The 18,163-nt window shown below is 43.4% G+C and carries 16 protein-coding genes; 14 read left to right on the plus strand and 2 right to left on the minus strand.

The genetic code is table 11. The features are described 5' to 3' along the window. The coding region (locus tag V7659_RS00855) for a hypothetical protein (RefSeq protein WP_335537499.1) at positions 1 to 182 on the plus strand (182 nt) is incomplete at its 5' end. On the opposite strand, the gene V7659_RS00860 is transcribed toward V7659_RS00855, so the two are convergent. Continuing rightward, the gene (locus tag V7659_RS00860; protein WP_335537500.1) at positions 179 to 985 is read right to left on the minus strand and encodes an alpha/beta hydrolase family protein; all 807 of its coding nucleotides are present in this window, start codon (positions 983 to 985) and stop codon (positions 179 to 181) included. The genes V7659_RS00855 and V7659_RS00860 overlap by 4 nt on opposite strands. Positions 986 to 1,257: 272 nt before the next feature. Here V7659_RS00860 and V7659_RS00865 point away from each other — a divergent pair, with 272 nt between their 5' ends. The 8 genes from V7659_RS00865 to V7659_RS00900 all read left to right on the plus strand — a co-directional run bounded on the left by V7659_RS00865 (position 1,258) and on the right by V7659_RS00900 (position 11,257). Next, positions 1,258 to 1,551 (plus strand): phosphocarrier protein HPr, encoded by a 294-nt coding sequence (locus tag V7659_RS00865; RefSeq protein ID WP_335537501.1) that lies wholly within the window; start codon positions 1,258 to 1,260, stop codon positions 1,549 to 1,551. A gap of 650 nt (positions 1,552 to 2,201) precedes the next feature. Next, positions 2,202 to 5,447 (plus strand): PKD domain-containing protein, encoded by a 3,246-nt coding sequence (locus tag V7659_RS00870; protein ID WP_335537502.1) that lies wholly within the window; start codon positions 2,202 to 2,204, stop codon positions 5,445 to 5,447. Beyond that, the gene (locus V7659_RS00875) at positions 5,422 to 6,408 is read left to right on the plus strand and encodes a LamG-like jellyroll fold domain-containing protein (protein ID WP_335537513.1); all 987 of its coding nucleotides are present in this window, start codon (positions 5,422 to 5,424) and stop codon (positions 6,406 to 6,408) included. Before V7659_RS00870 ends, V7659_RS00875 begins: the two co-directional genes overlap by 26 nt. Before the next feature lie 17 nt (positions 6,409 to 6,425). Beyond that, entirely contained in the window at positions 6,426 to 7,433 is a 1,008-nt protein-coding gene (locus tag V7659_RS00880) for an OmpL47-type beta-barrel domain-containing protein (RefSeq protein ID WP_335537503.1), read from the plus strand. Positions 7,434 to 7,724: 291 nt separating this feature from the next. Then, positions 7,725 to 8,069 carry a transposase gene (locus V7659_RS00885; protein ID WP_335537504.1) on the plus strand — a complete coding sequence of 115 codons (345 nt, stop codon included), beginning with the start codon at positions 7,725 to 7,727 and terminating at the stop codon, positions 8,067 to 8,069. Then, a complete protein-coding gene (locus tag V7659_RS00890; protein ID WP_335453155.1) occupies positions 8,066 to 8,902 on the plus strand; it encodes an IS3 family transposase in 837 nt (278 codons plus the stop codon). The genes V7659_RS00885 and V7659_RS00890 overlap by 4 nt, the downstream gene beginning before the upstream one ends. A 338-nt stretch (positions 8,903 to 9,240) precedes the next feature. After that, positions 9,241 to 10,248 carry a ketoacyl-ACP synthase III gene (locus V7659_RS00895; RefSeq protein ID WP_335537505.1) on the plus strand — a complete coding sequence of 336 codons (1,008 nt, stop codon included), beginning with the start codon at positions 9,241 to 9,243 and terminating at the stop codon, positions 10,246 to 10,248. A gap of 379 nt (positions 10,249 to 10,627) precedes the next feature. After that, the gene (locus V7659_RS00900) at positions 10,628 to 11,257 is read left to right on the plus strand and encodes an FMN-dependent NADH-azoreductase (protein ID WP_335537506.1); all 630 of its coding nucleotides are present in this window, start codon (positions 10,628 to 10,630) and stop codon (positions 11,255 to 11,257) included. A gap of 106 nt (positions 11,258 to 11,363) precedes the next feature. On the opposite strand, the gene V7659_RS00905 is transcribed toward V7659_RS00900, so the two are convergent. Then, a complete protein-coding gene (locus V7659_RS00905; protein WP_335537507.1) occupies positions 11,364 to 12,737 on the minus strand; it encodes a sigma-54 interaction domain-containing protein in 1,374 nt (457 codons plus the stop codon). A gap of 261 nt (positions 12,738 to 12,998) precedes the next feature. On the opposite strand from V7659_RS00905, the gene V7659_RS00910 reads away from it, so the two are divergent. From V7659_RS00910 to V7659_RS00930, 5 genes are all read left to right on the plus strand, one after another. After that, the gene (locus V7659_RS00910; protein ID WP_335537508.1) at positions 12,999 to 14,081 is read left to right on the plus strand and encodes an aromatic ring-hydroxylating oxygenase subunit alpha; all 1,083 of its coding nucleotides are present in this window, start codon (positions 12,999 to 13,001) and stop codon (positions 14,079 to 14,081) included. Continuing rightward, positions 14,074 to 15,525 (plus strand): aldehyde dehydrogenase family protein, encoded by a 1,452-nt coding sequence (locus V7659_RS00915; RefSeq protein ID WP_335537509.1) that lies wholly within the window; start codon positions 14,074 to 14,076, stop codon positions 15,523 to 15,525. The genes V7659_RS00910 and V7659_RS00915 overlap by 8 nt, the downstream gene beginning before the upstream one ends. 18 nt (positions 15,526 to 15,543) lie before the next feature. Beyond that, a complete protein-coding gene (locus V7659_RS00920) occupies positions 15,544 to 16,635 on the plus strand; it encodes a tartrate dehydrogenase (protein WP_335537510.1) in 1,092 nt (363 codons plus the stop codon). A gap of 228 nt (positions 16,636 to 16,863) precedes the next feature. After that, on the plus strand, positions 16,864 to 17,052 hold the full coding sequence (locus tag V7659_RS00925) for a DUF3311 domain-containing protein (protein ID WP_335537511.1): 189 nt from the start codon (positions 16,864 to 16,866) through the stop codon (positions 17,050 to 17,052). Further along, positions 17,049 to 18,163, plus strand: a 1,115-nt coding sequence (locus V7659_RS00930; protein WP_335537512.1) for a sodium:solute symporter family protein, incomplete at its 3' end; no start/stop codon positions are given. The genes V7659_RS00925 and V7659_RS00930, both read left to right, overlap by 4 nt.

Below are 18,163 nucleotides of genomic sequence, written 5' to 3' on the forward strand. Positions count from 1 at the left end.
ATTATATGGACTTAATCGATAAGAGGGTATTTTTGCGAGCAAATTTCATTTTTGGAGAGGATTTTTGCAGTTTTAAACGAATTTGGGGTGAATTGCATTGCTCAGAATGGGACCCATTTGTTCTTAAAAGCTCTAAAAAGACGCTCCCATTTGGAATCGCCTTTTTAGAGATACGTTATTAAGATAGGACCTCGTTTAACCATTTGTGAAGTGTGAGTGCGATTTCTTTGCGTTTATCGGTATAGTTATGGTCTGTTTCAAAAACTTCACATTGAAGATGTTTCGCGCCATCTTTTTCAAGGATATTCACGAGTGGGTCATGAAAATATAATTTTGGTAGTTCCTCATCAAAAACAGCCGCAGTTAAGAGAAGCTTTCGCTCCTTTAGTAGAGGGGAGAGTAAAAAGGTATTCCAATCATGTTGATGGAAACGGACTTCTTCCATAATCGACTCTACAGAAGCACCATTCAGGAAAAAGATACCCTGCTGTAAAACTTCCCTTATTTGAGCCTCAAAGGAGGGGTCTTGCTCGAGCATTTGTACAAATAAACCAAAGTTGGCTCCTGAAAGGGAAGCAACAGCTTTAATCGATGGCTCTAAAGAGGCTGCCTTCAGTGCTAAAAAGCCGCCAAAACTGTGTCCCACTAGCGCAATTCGCTCGACATCAATTCTATTTTCCTTGGCAATGTCCTTTTGTTTGATGTACTGAAGCGCTGCACGAACATCTTCTAACGAATGGGGAAATGAAAAGCTGCCTTGACTTCCCCACGCGCCGCGATAATTAATAACCAGGACATTCCAGCCTTGCCGTTGAAGCTCGGAAGCCGTATCAAGATTCATCATAACCCCAGGAAAACCATGCAACAGTACAACCGTGGCATGTGGGCCTTCCCCTTCCGTCATATACATTCTTCCAATAATGAGATCTTCTCCACTTGGAATTCTCAACAGATTTAACATGCTTGGATTTTCTTTTCTTATCAATTCCATCCCTCAGTCTATAGGAAATTTTAGAAACTATTTATATTTTAAACTATCATGAACAATATCGCGAACGAATCTCAACATTCACTTGGGGCACTATAAAAATCGTAAATAATAGGTTAAAGATAGCTATCGATTAAATCCAATAATTCTTTAGGTGAATTGATTATTTTGTCAGGAGAAATAGTAGAGTTAGAAAAACATACAATTGATATGGCGGATTATCATTTAGCAAGAAGTCTTTCTATATAAGATGAAGGGATTGTAGTTAGGTGGACGAAAAACACTACAAGATCATAGCAGAACAAGGATTACATGCTCGACCAGCAAGCATTTTAGTTCATGAAGCGAGTAAATTTGATTCTGCTATTAATCTCGAATATAAAGGTAAATCAATAAATCTAAAATCGATTATGGGTGTTATGTCTCTAGGAATTGGCTTGGGTGCTGAAATAAAAATAAGTGCGAATGGTCATGATGAAAATGAGGCATTGCAAGCATTGGAGGAACTATTGCTTACAGAAGAGCTGGCGATGGAACATATAGTGCACCTTACTATTAAATAGGTTGACTCAGTAAGAAACGCAGGGATACTCTGTAATATAAAAGACAAGTGATTGTATATTATTATTGTGATTACAATGGATTGTCTTTAATGTCATACATTATATAAAAATGAAGTACATCACTTATATAAAGTGGTGTACTTTTTTAGTTTACTAGACCTCTAAATGACCTCATTTACCACCACAACAATCCAGTTGTGGTATTAATGGGAATGAATATTCTCAAAACATACATTCTGTTGGAGGTGTAAATTTGAAAGAATACACAGTAAAAGAGGTCTCTGAACTCCTAGGAAAACACGAAGAAACAATAAGGAACAAGCTCGTAGTATGAATCAATTAGTTGTAGGTGCTTTAAGAAGCTTTATCAAAGAATACAATAAGTACGGTTACCGAGTTTTTGCCAATTTAGTGGCTCCTAAAGATCAAGTAATTCTCTTTAAAAGCAACTAATATATAATTCCTTCTTCAACTAACGGAGCAGATAGTTTAAGTACAATCCTTCACAATGTCAGCTACGCTGGTATTGGGTCTTTATGGAAAAATTACCTACCATCTGGGAATACAGATATGATACAATCTGATATGTAATTGACAGACTATTAAGATATTTTTCTATAGTCATGGGAGATTGCTAGAGGGGGCAGCTGATGAGAAAGGGAATGAGGAAGATGCGTTTGGTCAGGGTCATGAAGGTGTTGTTCATTCTTCAGTTTGTGCTGATGTACCTATTGGGGGGGACATCCTTGCCGAAGGTGCTTGCTGAGGGGGATCAGTTCTTGATGTGGAGTGAAGACGGAAAAACGTTTGCGTCGTTCGGTCCGAATCAGGAAATACGGATTCATACCGGGCAAATTCGGTTTTTGAAGGGCTGCGGGCAAGGCGGAGCTGATGACTTCGTTGAGCCGTATGCCGATATTTATGTGGTGCCGAGTGGAAAAGGCGCTCCAGGTGAAAAGCTGACGGATGTGTCGGGTTCGCCCAACACGGTACAAGGGGTGCATGGCGGTCTTTTCATATCGGAGGTGATCGGGTACACAGCTCCGGGCGGCAAGATCGGGCCAGGAAAATATACAGTCGTATACGATGAATGCCAAGACGGGACAGTATCGCCGGAGGATAAGGTGTTCCCGGATGCCTTTGAGGTGGTGTTCCCGGCGGATATTCCGAACATCATGGCGGATCCGGCCATCGCGAAAGCGAAGCAAAAGGCAGCCGATGCGGAGGCGGAGTGGCAGGACTTACATGATACATACCGAGATTTTTTCGCGCTTCAATCGAAGCTTGGGACGCTCGGTAAGGTGTGGCAGTGCGGCGGCTTGAAGGAAACGGCCATTTCCGTCAGCACAAGCTTCAGTTTGACGTTGGTTTGTCCCAAAATAGGCGGGAAGCCGCTTCCGGGTGTGGTCACCTCTTGGGATGTACAGAACGGAGCGCTAATTGACGGATTCTTTACAGGGCTGACAAAGGGAGTGGAATGGGCGACCGGCGTGAATCCAAAGCAGCTCGTGCTGAAGCAGATCTTGGCGACAGCTTCCCACTATAAAGGGATTGCGGCCGATCCGCCGAATCCGAATTTCCAGAAGCTCACGCCGCTGGATACGCGTGATGTGATAACGACAGAAAGCAACGATCCGGAAACTATCGCCGCTGTCGGCATCGGCAATGAGCTCGGGAATGAGGGGCCGCTCTTGCGGGCGTTCTTGACATCGATTGAAAAGTATCAAGGAAGTGCGATCGCGAAGGACGGCGATTGGGCGTTGATCCATGCGCGGGCTGTGAAGCAGTATGCGGCTCAGCTGAAGGAACAGATCAGGCGCACCAACACGTCTATTGCGATTGCGAAGCAGGTGGTAGAGGCCGATCCGCGTCCGCTCGATCAAACGGTGGCGGACCTGCAGGCATTCCGCAATGAAGCCGCGTCTCAAGGGCTTTCGCCGGAACTTGTGCGCAATCTGAAGAACTTAGGCTATACAGATGTCCAAATCGATGACATGAAGAAGGAGTTCCTTGAGCAAAGCGGTTCATTAAGCAAGGCAGCCATGCTGAATCAGCTTGATGCGTTGCACAGCACGAATGACGCGTTGATCGCAGCCTTCGGGGAACTGGAGGTGAACATGGAGGAAGATTGGATCAGCTATTTGACCGCGATGCCGAATGTGCATGATAAAGCCCCGATTGTTAATGCGGGCGGCCCGTATGCGGGGCAAGAGGGAAGTGTGATTTCGTTTGACGGCTCGGCATCGGCAAGCCCGAGCGGCATTGTCAGCTATGAATGGGATTTGGACGGCGACGGCGCGTTCGATGACGCGACTGGACCGAAGCCAACCTATAAATACGATTTGAATGCCAATAAGCTGGCAGGCTTGAAGGTCACAAATGCGGACGGATGGTCCAACATCGGTTACGCGACTGTGTTCATCGAGAACAGCGACAAAGGTCCGATGATTACCAATATGGTGCCGGATAGGGCGGAAACAGAAGTGATTACGGGCGAAACGAAGAACTTCGCGATTGAAGCGGGGGATCCGGAAGGCGATGCCGTCCAAGTCGATTGGTATGTGGACCGAGTGCATGCGGGCTCCGGAAGTGCTTATGCGTATACGCCTTCCGATGATAAGGTCGGAAAGCATATTGTGGAAGCGATCGTGACGGATTCCGCCAAGGAAAGCTACGAAGCAGTAAGCTGGCCGGTATCTGTCCTCATGCCGGATGATGACGGCGACGGATGGAGAAATAATGCTGATTGCCGTCCTAAGGATCCTGGCGTGAACCCGGGTGCGGCGGAAAAACGCGGAAACGGCAAGGATGATGACTGCAATCCGAACACATCTGATGATGATTTCGCGCCGAATGTCTTCTTCAATGCCGGCGGTTTAGGGAAGGTTGTTTCCTTCAATTTGCAGGGAGCGAAAATCGAGGCAGCATCAAGTTCATATGACGGACGTCACATACCGGAGCAGTTATTGGCCTTGGGAAATGAGTCCGGGTTTCCGTGGGCGACGAGCCGGAAGGATAACCAATGGGTCAAAATCAGCTTGGAGGGCAGCGGCACATATTTGATTGATCGTGTGCAGGTTCAGCCGCGCCCTATGTATGACAATCAACGGGTCAAGGATTTTGAGGTAGCGGTTTCCTCGACGACATTGGATGATGCCGCGTTCACAACAGTGCTGAAGGCAACGGCCGCCAATAACGGCAATGTGCAGGAGTTCAAGCTGCCGAAGCCGGTTTTGGCGAAGTATGTGATGTACCGGCCGCTGAACGCACAGGGCGGGGGAGATGTTATCTCCACGCAGCAGTTCCGGGTGAAAACGCCGCAAATCAGCGTGTCTACGGTGACTTTTGAAAACCTGTCAACCGAGCCGGAAGATGATATTGTGTTATGGGAATGGAACTTCGGTGACAATAGCCCTGTCAGCACGGAGAAGAACCCGACCCATACGTTCCCGGATTCAGGCACCTATACGGTCATGCTGAAGGCGACTGATGCGGCCGGGAACACCGACACATATACGATGCAGCAAACCATCCAAGCGGTGGACTTTGAATATGCGCCGAAGAATCCGAAAGAGGGCGAAACGGTGACGTTCTATAACACTTCCATCGGGGCGGATAACGGACAGCTGAAATCCCGCACATGGAATTTCGGCGACGGTTCTTCCGCGGCTGTGCCGAACGATCAGCCGCTTACGCATAGTTTCAAGGATAATGAAGCATACACGGTTATGCTTGAAACCGTGGATCAGAACGGGAAGAAATATCAAGGAAAGAAAACGATCGCACCGACGAACGTCGCGCCGACCGTGGATGCGGGTTTAGATAAGGTGGCTCGCTCCGGTCAAAAGGTGGATTTCTTGCCTTCTATCACTGACCCAGGCGGGCGCAGACGGTAAAACATGCCGCTGGGATTTCGGCGACGGAACGACTTCGGACGTTTGCAACGCGAGCCATACGTATCCGGCTTTATCCATGGATGCGCCTGATAAGAAATATACTGCTGTTCTGACAGTGATGGATGATGACGGCGGTACAGGTACGGACAGCCGCGACATTATCATCCGGGCTGACCGCGAACAGAAAATTGTCGCCTACTACACATTCGACGGCGACTTCAAGGACTATTCCGGCTATAACAACAACGGCACTCCGACGGGCACGATGTCGTTCGCGGACGGCCTAAGAGGGAAGGCGGCTAAGTTCGACGGGAAAAGCGGCATCAATGTGAAGGATGCGGATTCCTTGGATTTCTCCACCTCCCTGTCGTGGTCCATGTGGCTGTACAAAGAAGATGCGGGGGCTGGCGGCTGGGCGCCGGTGCTTTCCAAGGGCGAAACGTCCAATTATGAGGGGTATGCGCTGGTGCATGATTCTTATGGCATTTCGCCGGCAGTCCGCTTCACAGATGGATTCGACGCGACGGACCATAATCTGGCCTCAACAGCATTAACGAAGATGAAGGAATGGTATTTGCTCACAGTGACTTGGGACGGCACGACGATTAAGTATTATGTGAACGACAAGTTGATGGAGACTAAACAATGGACCGGCGTGTTCCAGAATTCGAACAGCCAGCTGCTGATCGGCTATGACCCGCCAGGGAAAACGGAGTATTTCCGCGGAATGATGGACAATTTCAGACTCTACAACTATCCGCTCAGCCAACAGGAAATTTCTGATTTATACCAAAATGACCAGCAGCCGGCCGATCAGGAGCCACCTGTCACAACAGCGCAAGTGACACCGTCTGCACCGAATGGAAATAACGGCTGGTATACGACAGATGCGAGTATCACCCTGACAGCTGCAGACCTGGGTTCGGGAGTGGAGAAGACAGAATATCGTATGNNCGTATGAATCAAGGAGCATGGCAGGTGTATAACGGACCGATTGCGATTAATGATAACGGCTTTTACAATATCGAGTACCGCAGTACAGACAAAGCGGGCAATGTAGAGGAAAGAAAGTCCGTATCCCTGAAGCTGGACAATACTAAGCCGGTGACAACGGCTGAAGTGACGCCACTATCACCGAACACTTGGCGCAAAACAGATGCAAGCGTCATCCTTTCGGCGACAGACCAAGGTTCAGGCATTGACAAGATACAGTACCGGATGAATGAGGGAGATTGGCAAGTCTACGAAACTCCGATTGCGGTGAACACTGATGGTACCCATACGGTGGAATACCGGAGCATCGACAGAGCCGGAAACGCGGAAGAAAGCGAGTCTGTGACAGTGAGGCTGGATAAAACAAAACCAGTGACAGCCGCAAGCGTGACGCCGGGCCAACCGGACGGGGCGAACGGCTGGTATACGGAGGATGTCACAGTGGAGCTTTCGGCAGCGGATGAGCAGTCAGGCTTGGACAAAACAGAGTACCGGATAGACGGCAGCCAGTGGCTTCCGTATAGGACACCGCTCCAACTGTCGAAGGAAGGCGTCCACACCATCGAGTACCGCAGCACAGACAACGCAGGCAACACGGAGGATGCGAAGACACTTCAAATCAAAATCGATAAAACGGCGCCGGAGCTGACGCTCAAGCTGAATCAAGGATCGCTTTGGCCGCCGAACCATAAAATGGTGACGATTAAAGTGACGCCGGAATGGAAAGACGAACTATCCGGTATTCAGTCAATCGAACTGACGTCGATCACGAGCAATGAGCTTCCTGACGGGTCTGGAGACGGTCGTTCGGCACAGGATATTCAAAATGCCGCATATGGTACGGCGGACTTCGAGTTCGATTTACGGGCGGAGCGGTCAGGTGGCGGAACGGGACGCATATACACGATTAAGTATACGATCACCGATAAGGCCGGCAACGCCAGAAATGTGTCAACAGCCGTGGCAGTGGCTCATGACCAGTCAAAACATTAAGAGATAAAGGAAAAAATAGAAAGCTGAATCCCGCTTTAGGGGCAGCAGGATTAGAATGAATAAAGAAACAGGATGGCGGGGCGTGTCCCTTGCTATCCTGTTTTTTCTAGTACCGGGCGCAAATCAAGAGAGTTCATGCCTTCACAATTTTGTATTAGGAGTAAACATTTTGCCGATTATGTTTAATCAAGAAAAAACCGACTTTTTGATATTATCCCCTTTAAGTAGACAGTGTAAAAAACCCGTGTATATTGCAAGGGTGGTACACTATTACTTGGAGGGGATTTTTTTATGGCTACAAAAGGACAACAATTTCAAAGTTATACAAATGAATTTAAATTAAATGCTGTAATGAAATATGTTAATGGATCAAAAAGTTATAAAGTAATGGCGGATGAGTTAGGAATTCTAAACTGTACTCAACTCAAAGTTTGGGTGAGGAAATGGAAAAATGGGCAAGTATTTGATGAACGAAGTGAAGGAGTTAATCCATTAAAAGGGCGACCACGTACAAAATTTAAGTCAGTAGAAGAGGAAAGAGATTATTTAAAAGCTCAGGTTGATTATTTAAAAAAGCAGTATCCAAATCTAGTGAAGGAGGAGATATCCCCCAGAAAATCAAATATGAAATCATAGAAGGATTACGGGCGACCCATCCAATCACTTGGTTATTAGAAATCGCTTATGTAAAGCGATCTAGCTATTATAAATGGAGAAACACTCAATCTCAACGAGACGAAAAAGCTAAGCAGGATCAGGATATCAGCGAACACATGATGGGGGTTCATTTTCTACACCCAGAATACGGATGTCCCCGTATGACCCATTTTCTAAATGAAAATGATTTTAATATTAATCATAAAAAAGTGTACAGATTGATGAAAGAAATGAACATCCAATCAGTCATTCGAAAGAAAAGAAAACGTCATGGACATACGCCTTCCGTGATACAGCCAAATCGACTTAAGAGAAAATTTAAGGCATCAGGACCTAATCAAAAAATGGTTACGGATATCACTTATGTCTCAGATGGAAAACAATTTTATTACCTATCCGTAATTCAGGATCTATTTAATAATGAAATTGTAGGTTGGGAATTATCGAAGCGAAACGATCTTGAACTTGTTTTAAATACAGTGGAAAAATGGGCAAAGAAAAAAGACGTAGCTGAAGCCGTTCTCCATTCGGATCAAGGCTTTCAGTATACGTCTAAGGTATACAACAATCGATTAGAAGAATACAGCATTAAGGGCAGCCACTCTCGCAAAGGAAACTGCTTAGATAATGCTTGCGTTGAATCCTTCTTCTCACATCTCAAAACAGAGAAGTTGTATATAATACAGTGTAATTCAGAAATTGAGATCCGACAAGCGATTGAAGATTACATTTATCACTATAATTACAAACGTATTCAAAAGAAACTAAATAAACGCGCGCCGATTGAATATCGACACGCGTTGGCAGCTTAGCTTTTTTATGTTGTCTACTTGACAGGGGTAAGACCATTTTGACGGTCTTTTCTAATTACTTGGTTTTATTGCATTAATTATTGCTTCTGTAATTTAAAAAAAGATTTTTTCCAAAAAATAATTATTTTCTTCTTGAGCTAACGGGTGCAAGAGTTAAAGAAGGGACCGCTGCGGCGATCTCTTTTTTTTGTTGTGCTAATGGAGCAGGTTACTTCAAAAATGAGTAACCTTTTTTTGTTATGAAAAAAAGAATTTAAATTGATTTTTAATAATATAAATCGTTATAATTAGCACTAGGTACTAATACCAACTTATAATAAAATATATGGGGTGGTTTTATGATAGGAACGAGAATAACTGCTATTGGTACATATGTACCTAAAAAAAAGTTAACAAATTTTGAGCTCGAGCAAATGGTTGAAACAAATAATGATTGGATTATCCAAAGAACAGGAATTCATGAACGCAGAATTAGCGGTCCTAATGAATTTACAAGTGATTTATGCGAGGCTGCCGTAAAAGACTTAATGCATAGGTATGATAAAAATGTCGAAGATGTAGATATGATTATCGTTGCAACAAGTACCCCAGATTTTCCATTTCCATCTGTTTCAAGTATCGTACAAGACCGTTTAAATATTGCTCAAACAGGTGCCATCGATTTAAGTGCGGCTTGTGCAGGATTTGTTTATGCATTGCATACAGCTCATACCTTTATTGCTTCTGGACTCCACAAAAAGGTACTTGTTATTGGGGCAGATACAATCTCTAAAATTACGGATTATGCCGATAGAAGTACATGTATTTTATTTGGTGATGGTGCTGGTGCAGTATTGGTTGAAAGGGACGAACAATCGAAAAGTTTTATCGGATTCCATTTGGGAAGTGACGGAAGTGGAGCACAACATGTATACCGTCCTGGTCTATCTAAAAAAGTCAATGGGATTGAGTTAGTCGACACTCAATATCTGGTACAAAACGGTAGGGAAGTTTTTCGATGGGTTGTAAGAAATGTTCCTGAAAGTGTAAAACAAATTTTAGAAAAAACGCAAACGAGTTTAGAACAAGTTGATTGGTTTATCCCTCATAGTGCTAACTTACGGCTAATCGAACCGATTTGCGAAAAATTAGGATTCCCAATGGAAAAAACTCTTTATAGCTTGGTGAACTTTGGAAATACTTCTGCTGCAACAATTCCTTTAGCACTTGACCTTGGAATTCGTGAGGGAAAAGTTAAAAATGGAGACCAAGTTCTTTTGTACGGTTTTGGTTCTGGTTTGGTCCATGCTGGTCAATTGCTAGAATTAAATTTAGACGAACAAATTAATGCACCAAAACCATTGTAGTGTAAAACATTGTGAAACATTCTACTTAAAGTAACGGGTGCTTTAGTACAACAACAATAGGATAATTTTTGTTGTTGTAAATGAGTTCATTTGTTGTACAAAAAGGATAAATGGAGGATAAATTATTCCTGCCCATCTATCCTTTTTAATTTATTCCTTATAATGTCTGACATTAAATAAAAATTCAATGGTGTTAAGGAATTTAAGAAATATCTCGACTTTTAATAAAACAAAATGTCTTTGCGTTTTTTCATTGTTAAGGTCCATGGCCAAATTTTCCTCCATTGCCAGTGCATTTCGTTTGACGAAAGCTTTTAATTTATTTATTATTAATCCGAGATATTAAATTAAAAGATATCGTAAAAGGAGATAATAATAGATGAACATATTAGTAGTTAAAGCAAACAATCGTCCAGCTTCTGAAGCTGTTTCTAGTAAAATGTATGAAACTTTCATGGAGAACTTAGAAGGCGTTAATGTAACCACTTACGATGTTTTTGCAGAGGATATGCCTTACTTTGGTCAAGATTTATTCAATGCGTTTGGTAAATTACAATCAGGCGAAGAGATGACAGATGTTGAACAGCGTATTTTAGCAGCTAAACAAAAAGCAATGGATGCTTTATCTGCTGCAGACGTAGTGGTATTTGCGTTCCCACTTTGGAACTTAACCATTCCTGCAAAATTGCATACATTCTTTGATTATGTAGCTGGGGCAGGTTTCACTTTCAAATACACTGAAGCTGGAGTAGTCGGCTTGATGTCTGACAAAAAGGCTGTCATCCTAACTGCACGTGGCGGTATTTACTCTACACCTGAGGCAGCTCCAATGGAGATGGCAGCTACGTATATTAAAAATATGGTAGGCGGCTTATTCGGAATGCAAATCGTCAATGAAGTAATTATCGAAGGTCATAATGCAGCGCCAGACAAGGCAGAGACAATTATTGCCGAAGGTCTTGCAAAAGTGGCTGAGGTCGCAAAGAGTTTTTCAGCTGTAACTGCCTAAGTCGGAGAAAGAGTTTTTAATTAATAGTTTTATAAATCCAAAAAGCCCTGGTGAGAATAACCTCTCCCAGGGCATTTTTATGCATTTCTTCTTTTATCCAAGATGATTAGTTATTCATCAAATCCTCGCAATACTCCCGGATTAGTTTCGAGGCTTTCGTCTGGCTGATATCGAGGTCTATTGCAACTTTCCTGGACGATTTATGAGTTTGGTAAGCCCTTCTAATTAAAAACCGCTTTGTTTCGTCAACCGCTTTATCGAGTGAAGTGGGAAGAGCAAGTTGGGTGACTTGTTCAACGTTGTCGGTGATCATATCCGGCAAGTCGGACACCTGGATGATTGAGTCGCTAATGACGACTAACCGCTCAATCAAGTTTTCGAGCTGGCGTACATTTCCCGGCCACGAATAATGGATTAATAGATTCAAGCATTCTTCCGAAATGACTTTGTTGTCATGGTATTTTTTATTGAATTGGTGTAAAAAGTTGTACGTAAGGGGAATGATATCTTCTTTGCGCTCCCGGAGCGGCGGCAGGTAAATATCGATCACATTCAGCCTGTAAAATAAATCTTCCCGGAATCGTTTGTCATTGACCATTTCAATTAAGTCCCGGTTTGTTGCGGCAATGATGCGGATATCGACTTTTTTTATTTCGCTGCTTCCAACTGGAATGAACTGTTTATCCTGGATAACTTGTAACAGCTTTGCCTGCAAAGCGAGCGGCATTTCCCCAATCTCATCTAGAAAAACCGTGCCGCCGTTCGCAGCTTCGATCAATCCCGGTTTTCCAGCTTTGTTTGCTCCGGTAAATGCCCCTTTGGAATAACCGAAAAGTTCTGATTCGAGTAACTCTTCCGGAATGGCTGCACAGTTTATCGTCAGGAACGGACCGCTTTCCCTCTTACTAATGCGGTGGATATACTGGGCGAGTACACCTTTTCCCGTTCCTGATTCACCTTGGATTAAAATGGTGGAATCGGTAGGTGCCACTTTTTCGCAAAAAGCGAGGATTTGATTAATTTTCCTGCTGTTTGTAATGATATGGCCCGCTTCTTCTTTCGTTTGAGTCGCTTTTGACTCATTATTTGTCCTACTCGCCTTTCCCATTTCATATGTCTGTAATTCCGTTGATGTGATGACGACGAGTTCGATTTCCCCTTCGTCATTTAAGATGGGAATCGCCGATGTCATCAGTTCAGCCCCGATATATGTCTGTTGTCTCAAGTAGCAAGGTTTCTTTCTTTTATACACTTCCGGGACAATCGACGGTTTCCAGTAGCCTTTTTCAAATAATTCGACATTGTATTTGCCGATGACATCACTTGGCTTCAGCCCATAATGGCGCTCACAAACTTGATTCACATAAAGAATCCGCTTTTCGCCGTCGAGGACGAAAATTTCATCGGAAGAATGATCGAGGATTTTTAAAAGTTCTTGTACTGTCATCTCAATATTGCCTGTTGCTTCAGGACTTTTCATAGAATGATCCTCTCTTTTCACAAGGTGATGAGTTAATTTTGACAAAAGTTTGTCCATATTGAGTCAATTATAACTCAAAAAGAAAGCGTTTTTATTAAAAATCAAAATTTTTTGTGTATTCTCACTGTTTTTTGGACTTGGCACGCGAATTGCATATATACAAATTGACAGGTGGCAATGAAAGTACGTCAATAATCACGAATAACACTGCACCTTGCCAGCAAGTATTTAATCATCATCAATTAATGGAGGAGAATGGAAATGGCTTATAACACAGTAGAAAATGCAACAAATCGGACATTTGAAAGAACATTGACTTATGACAAATATACAGATCCGAAAGTACTTGAAAAAGAAATGGATCTTATTTTCTCTAAATCTTGGCAGCTTGTGGGGCATGTTAGTCAGTTAGAAAAAGTAGGTGCCTTCTTTACGACTGAAGTAGCTAATGAACCAATTATAGTCACTCGCGGCCAAGATGAAGTCATTCGCGCTTTTTATAACGTCTGCCCTCACCGTGCAACAAAGCTTGAAAAAAGTGAATCAGGTAAGAAGAAAATTTTACAATGTGCGTACCATGGCTGGACATTTAAATTAGATGGGCAATTAAACAAAGCACCTAACTTTAAAGGGAAAGATGCAGCTTGTGTACAAGACGCTTGTTTACGCTCAGTCCGGATGGAAATCTTGGAATCTTTAATCTTTGTCAACTTGGACGATAACGCGAAGCCGCTTAGCGAATCTTACGGCGATTTCTTCGATCGCTTGAGCAAATATCCGTTTTTAAGTGAGTTAAAAAGAACAAACCAAACATCACGGGTGATTAAAGCGAACTGGAAAGCGTTTATTGACAATTATTTAGAGTGTGATCACTGCCATGTTGCACATCCAAGCTTCGTTGCTGCCCTTGACATGGATGATTATCAAATCATTACTTGTGAAAATTATTCACTACAAGGCTCCATTGTTAAACCGGATAAAAATTATGGAACAGTCGATTTAAATCAGGCGGAAATGAAAGGCGGATCGTTCTTCTGGCTATGGCCAAACCTCATGTTGACCATTTATCCGGGTCCTGGCAATATGGCGACGATTCAATTGGTGCCGATTGATCATGAAACAACTTTAATTCTTTATACTTATTATTTCCGTGATGAGAATTTGACTCAAGAAGAAAAAGACTTAGTTGCTTTTGCGGAACAAGTTCGCCTGGAAGATGTGGAACTTGTCGAGTTAGAACAAATCGGTTTCCGCTCCCGTTCATTTAACAAGGGAAGATATTCGTCTTCAGAAAAAGCAATTGTACAATTTCATGAAATGGTATTGGAGGCCCTCAATGAGTAATTTAGCGAATGAAGTAAAATCGACGAAGCAGTTTCTGATGATTAATGGAGAAAAAGTAGAAACAGAGAAATATGCTCCTTTATATTCACCATATTCCGGGGAAGAAATCGCTCAAATTGCGATGGCAGATAAACATCTGACAGTACAGGCGATTACGGCTGCTTACGAAGCGCGAGGAGTAATGGCAAAAATGCCGGCGTATCAGCGGGCGGAGATTTTAGAAAACGTGGTGGCGCTTCTAAAAGAGAAAGCAGCCGAAGCAGCTGAAGTCATTTCTCGTGAATCAGCGAAACCAATCATGTTCGCGAAAGCGGAAGTGGCAAGAACGATTGAAACGTATAAGTTTGCAGCAGAAGAGGCAAAAAGAATTCACGGAGAAACGATTCCGTTTGACGCAGCGACTGGAGGCGTCGGCCGAATTGGTTACACGTTAAGAGAGCCTATTGGGGTCATCGGGGCGATCACCCCATTCAACTTCCCGATGAACCTTGTTGCGCATAAAGTCGGACCTGCAATTGCAGCTGGCAATACGATTGTCTTGAAGCCAGCATCGCAGACTCCGCTGTCTGCCCTCTTTATCGCAGAAATTTTTGAAGAAGCCGGTCTTCCAGCAGGTGCCTTGAATGTAGTAACAGGTCCCGGCGGCACGGTCGGGGACGCGATTGTCGAAGACGACCGCGTAAGCATGGTTACATTCACAGGCAGCCCGGGCGTCGGCATCGGCATCCGGAACAAGGCAGGTTTGAAAAAGACGACACTTGAACTTGGTTCAAACGCCGCCTTAATTATTGATAAGGATATTGACATCGATTCGATTATTGACCGCTGCATCATGGGCGCTTTCTCTAACCAAGGGCAAGTATGTATTTCCTTGCAGCGTGTGTATGCGCATGAAGAAGTATATGAAGAATTTGTGGCGAAGTTCACTGAAGCGGCGAAGAAGCTGAAAATCGGTGACCCGCTTGATCCGGATACGTATATTTCAGCTTTAATCTCTAAAGGGGAAGCAGAACGTGTACTGGGTTGGATCGAAGAATCGAAAGGCAGCGATGCGACGATAGCAGCGGGCGGCAAACTGCAGGATGGCGTTCTTGAGCCAACCATTATTACCGATGCGGACCATTCATTAAAAATTTCTTGTCAGGAAGCCTTTGCTCCAGTTGTCGTTGTTAACAAAGTGCATTCAATTGAAGAAGCGATTGAGCAAGTGAATGATTCTCGCTTTGGATTACAGGCAGGAATTTATACAAACAATGTGAAAAATGCTTTGTTCGCTTCACAGGAATTGCATGTGGGCGGCGTTATGATTAATGACGTGCCGAACTATCGTGTCGACCAAATGCCATACGGTGGTGTAAAAGAAAGTGGGACAGGCCGTGAAGGAATAAAATACGCTGTGGAAGAAATGACTGAACTGAAATTGGTCGTTTGGAACCAGGGCTAAAAAACGAGGGAGATCATTGTGAAGCAATATAAAATAGCAGTTATCGCTGGAGACGGCATTGGCCCTGAAGTCATTAATGAAGGGATCAAAGTATTAAACAAAGTGGCAGAACTTGATTCGGGTTTTCAATTTGATTTCACTTACTTTCCATGGGGCTGCGAATTTTACGCGGAAAATGGAAAAATGATGGATGATGATGGTATCGAGCAGCTGAAAGAGTTTGATGCGATTTATTTGGGAGCAGTCGGGTTTCCCGGAGTCCCAGACCATATTTCTCTGTGGGATCTATTGTTAAAAATCCGAAAAAGCTTCGATCAGTATGTGAATATTCGGCCTGTAACCCTGTTAAAAGGGGCGCACTTACCGCTTGTCGACGTGAAACGCGAGGACATCGATATGCTATTCATTCGTGAAAATACTGAAGGTGAATATTCAGGCGCAGGTGACTGGCTATTTAAAGGGCAGGAACACGAAGTCGTTATGCAAAACGGTGTCTTTTCCCGTAAAGGCACCGAGCGAATCATTCGTTATGCGTTTGAAACGGCGAAAAAAGAAGGCAGGTCACTGACGAGCATTTCTAAAGCAAACGCCCTTAATTACTCGATGGTTTTTTGGGATCAGGTATTTGAAGAAGTGAGCGCAGATTATCCGGAAGTCAAAACGGCTTCTTACCTTGTCGACGCGGCGGCGATGCTGATGATTAAAGATCCAAAACGCTTTGAAGTCGTTGTGACATCGAACTTGTTCGGCGATATATTAACGGATTTGGGAGCTGCCATTGCTGGAGGGATCGGACTCGCTGCTGGAGCGAATATCAACCCGGAAAGAAACTATCCTTCGATGTTTGAGCCGATTCACGGATCCGCTCCGGATATTGCTGGACAGCAGATTGCCAATCCGCTTGCAGCTATTTGGTCCGCAAGCCAAATGCTCGACTTTTTCGGCTATGAAGCATACGGAAAACTCGTGCTGGATGCAATCGAACAACTTTTGGTAGAAAATGAGGTTTTGACACCGGATATGAATGGCACTTCTTCTACATCTGATGTAGGAAACCGTGTCGTAGACCTGATAAAATCTTTCGTTGATTCCCAAAAGGTGAAAAGCTGATAGACTGATAGATTCATCTACGGTATTATGTAGTGCATAAAAGGTCTCAAGCGGCCTTTTATGTAATACCCATTATATTTTTGCTTTTAAAATGTAAAGCGTTTTCAAATTTGATGCTAAAATCACTTGTTTTTTAATAGTCTATACTCTACTCTATTAGAATTCGGAAAAAGCAAAGAGTATAAAGTCTGAAAATTCATACTAATTTTCGTGAGGGGGAATTTCTGAGTGAAAGTTTTAATTTGGATCCTTGCAATAATTCCTATCATTGGTGCGTTCACGGTCGTAAACCGGATCGAGCCTTATATATTTGGGTTACCCTTCATTGTTTTTTGGGCGACTGCCTGGCTCGTTTTAACTTCATTATTCTTGTATATTACTAATATTCTGCTAGATAAACAGGAGGGAAGTAAATGAATATTGCGGTCATCATTCTCATCGGTACATTTCTTCTTGCATTTTATTTAGGGGTCCGTGCCCGCAAAGGACAACAACTCGAGGAATGGGCTGTCGGCGGCCGTAATTTTGGCTCAATCGTCATGTTTGTGTTAATGGCTGGTGAAATTTTTACAACCTATGTATTTCTGGGAGGAAGCGGTGGAGCCTACCGAATGGGAGGCCCTATCATTTATATTTTCAACGCCTTCTGTTATATTGTGCCGTTCTGGATTTTGCCTCCGATTTGGCGTTATGCCAAAAAACATCGAGTGATTACTCAATCGGACTTTTTTGCAAAGAAGTATGACAGTAAACCCCTTGGGTTATTAGTAGCCATCGTCGGGGTCGTTTCGATGATTCCTTATATCGTTTTACAGTTAAAAGGTCTTAAAATCATTGTGTCAGAGGCTTCCTATGGTGCAATTTCACCAAACTTAGCTGTGTGTATTGGAGTAGTTGCCGTCACGATCTTTGTGTCATTGTCCGGTATTCACGGTTCAGCCTCAACAGCCATTCTAAAAGACATTCTTCTTCTAGGTGTTATTCTATTTTTAGGTTTCTATTTACCGTATCATTATTATGGCGGAATTAAGCCGATGTTTGAAACATTGGATGCGACAAAGCCGGAGTTCTTATTAATGCCTGACGAAGGCTTAAGTATATCCTGGTATATTTCAACCTGTTTAACGATCGGATTAGGGCAATATATGTGGCCTCAATGTTTCGGTGCCAGCTTATCATCGAAAAATGAAAGAACGTTGCGACAGAATGCAGCTATTTTGCCACTGTACCAAATCATATTGGTATTCATTTTATTCATTGGCTTCACGGCCCTTTTACAAATTCCAAATTTACAAGGTGCAGATACAGATTTATCTCTCTTTAAAATCGCTAAAGCAACCTTCGACCCTTGGGTGGTTGGAGTCATAGGAGCCGCTGGTATCTTAACAGCATTGGTTCCATGTTCGATGTTATTACTAACGGCAGCGACGATTTTAACGAAAAATATTTATAAGTCGATTAAACCGAATACTACCGACGAGCAAATTGGACGCTACACGCGTATGTGTGTCACTCTCGTGGCTCTAGT

The sequence above is a fragment of the Neobacillus drentensis genome (assembly GCF_036966985.1).
GTDB lineage: Bacteria > Bacillota > Bacilli > Bacillales > Cytobacillaceae > Neobacillus > Neobacillus drentensis_E.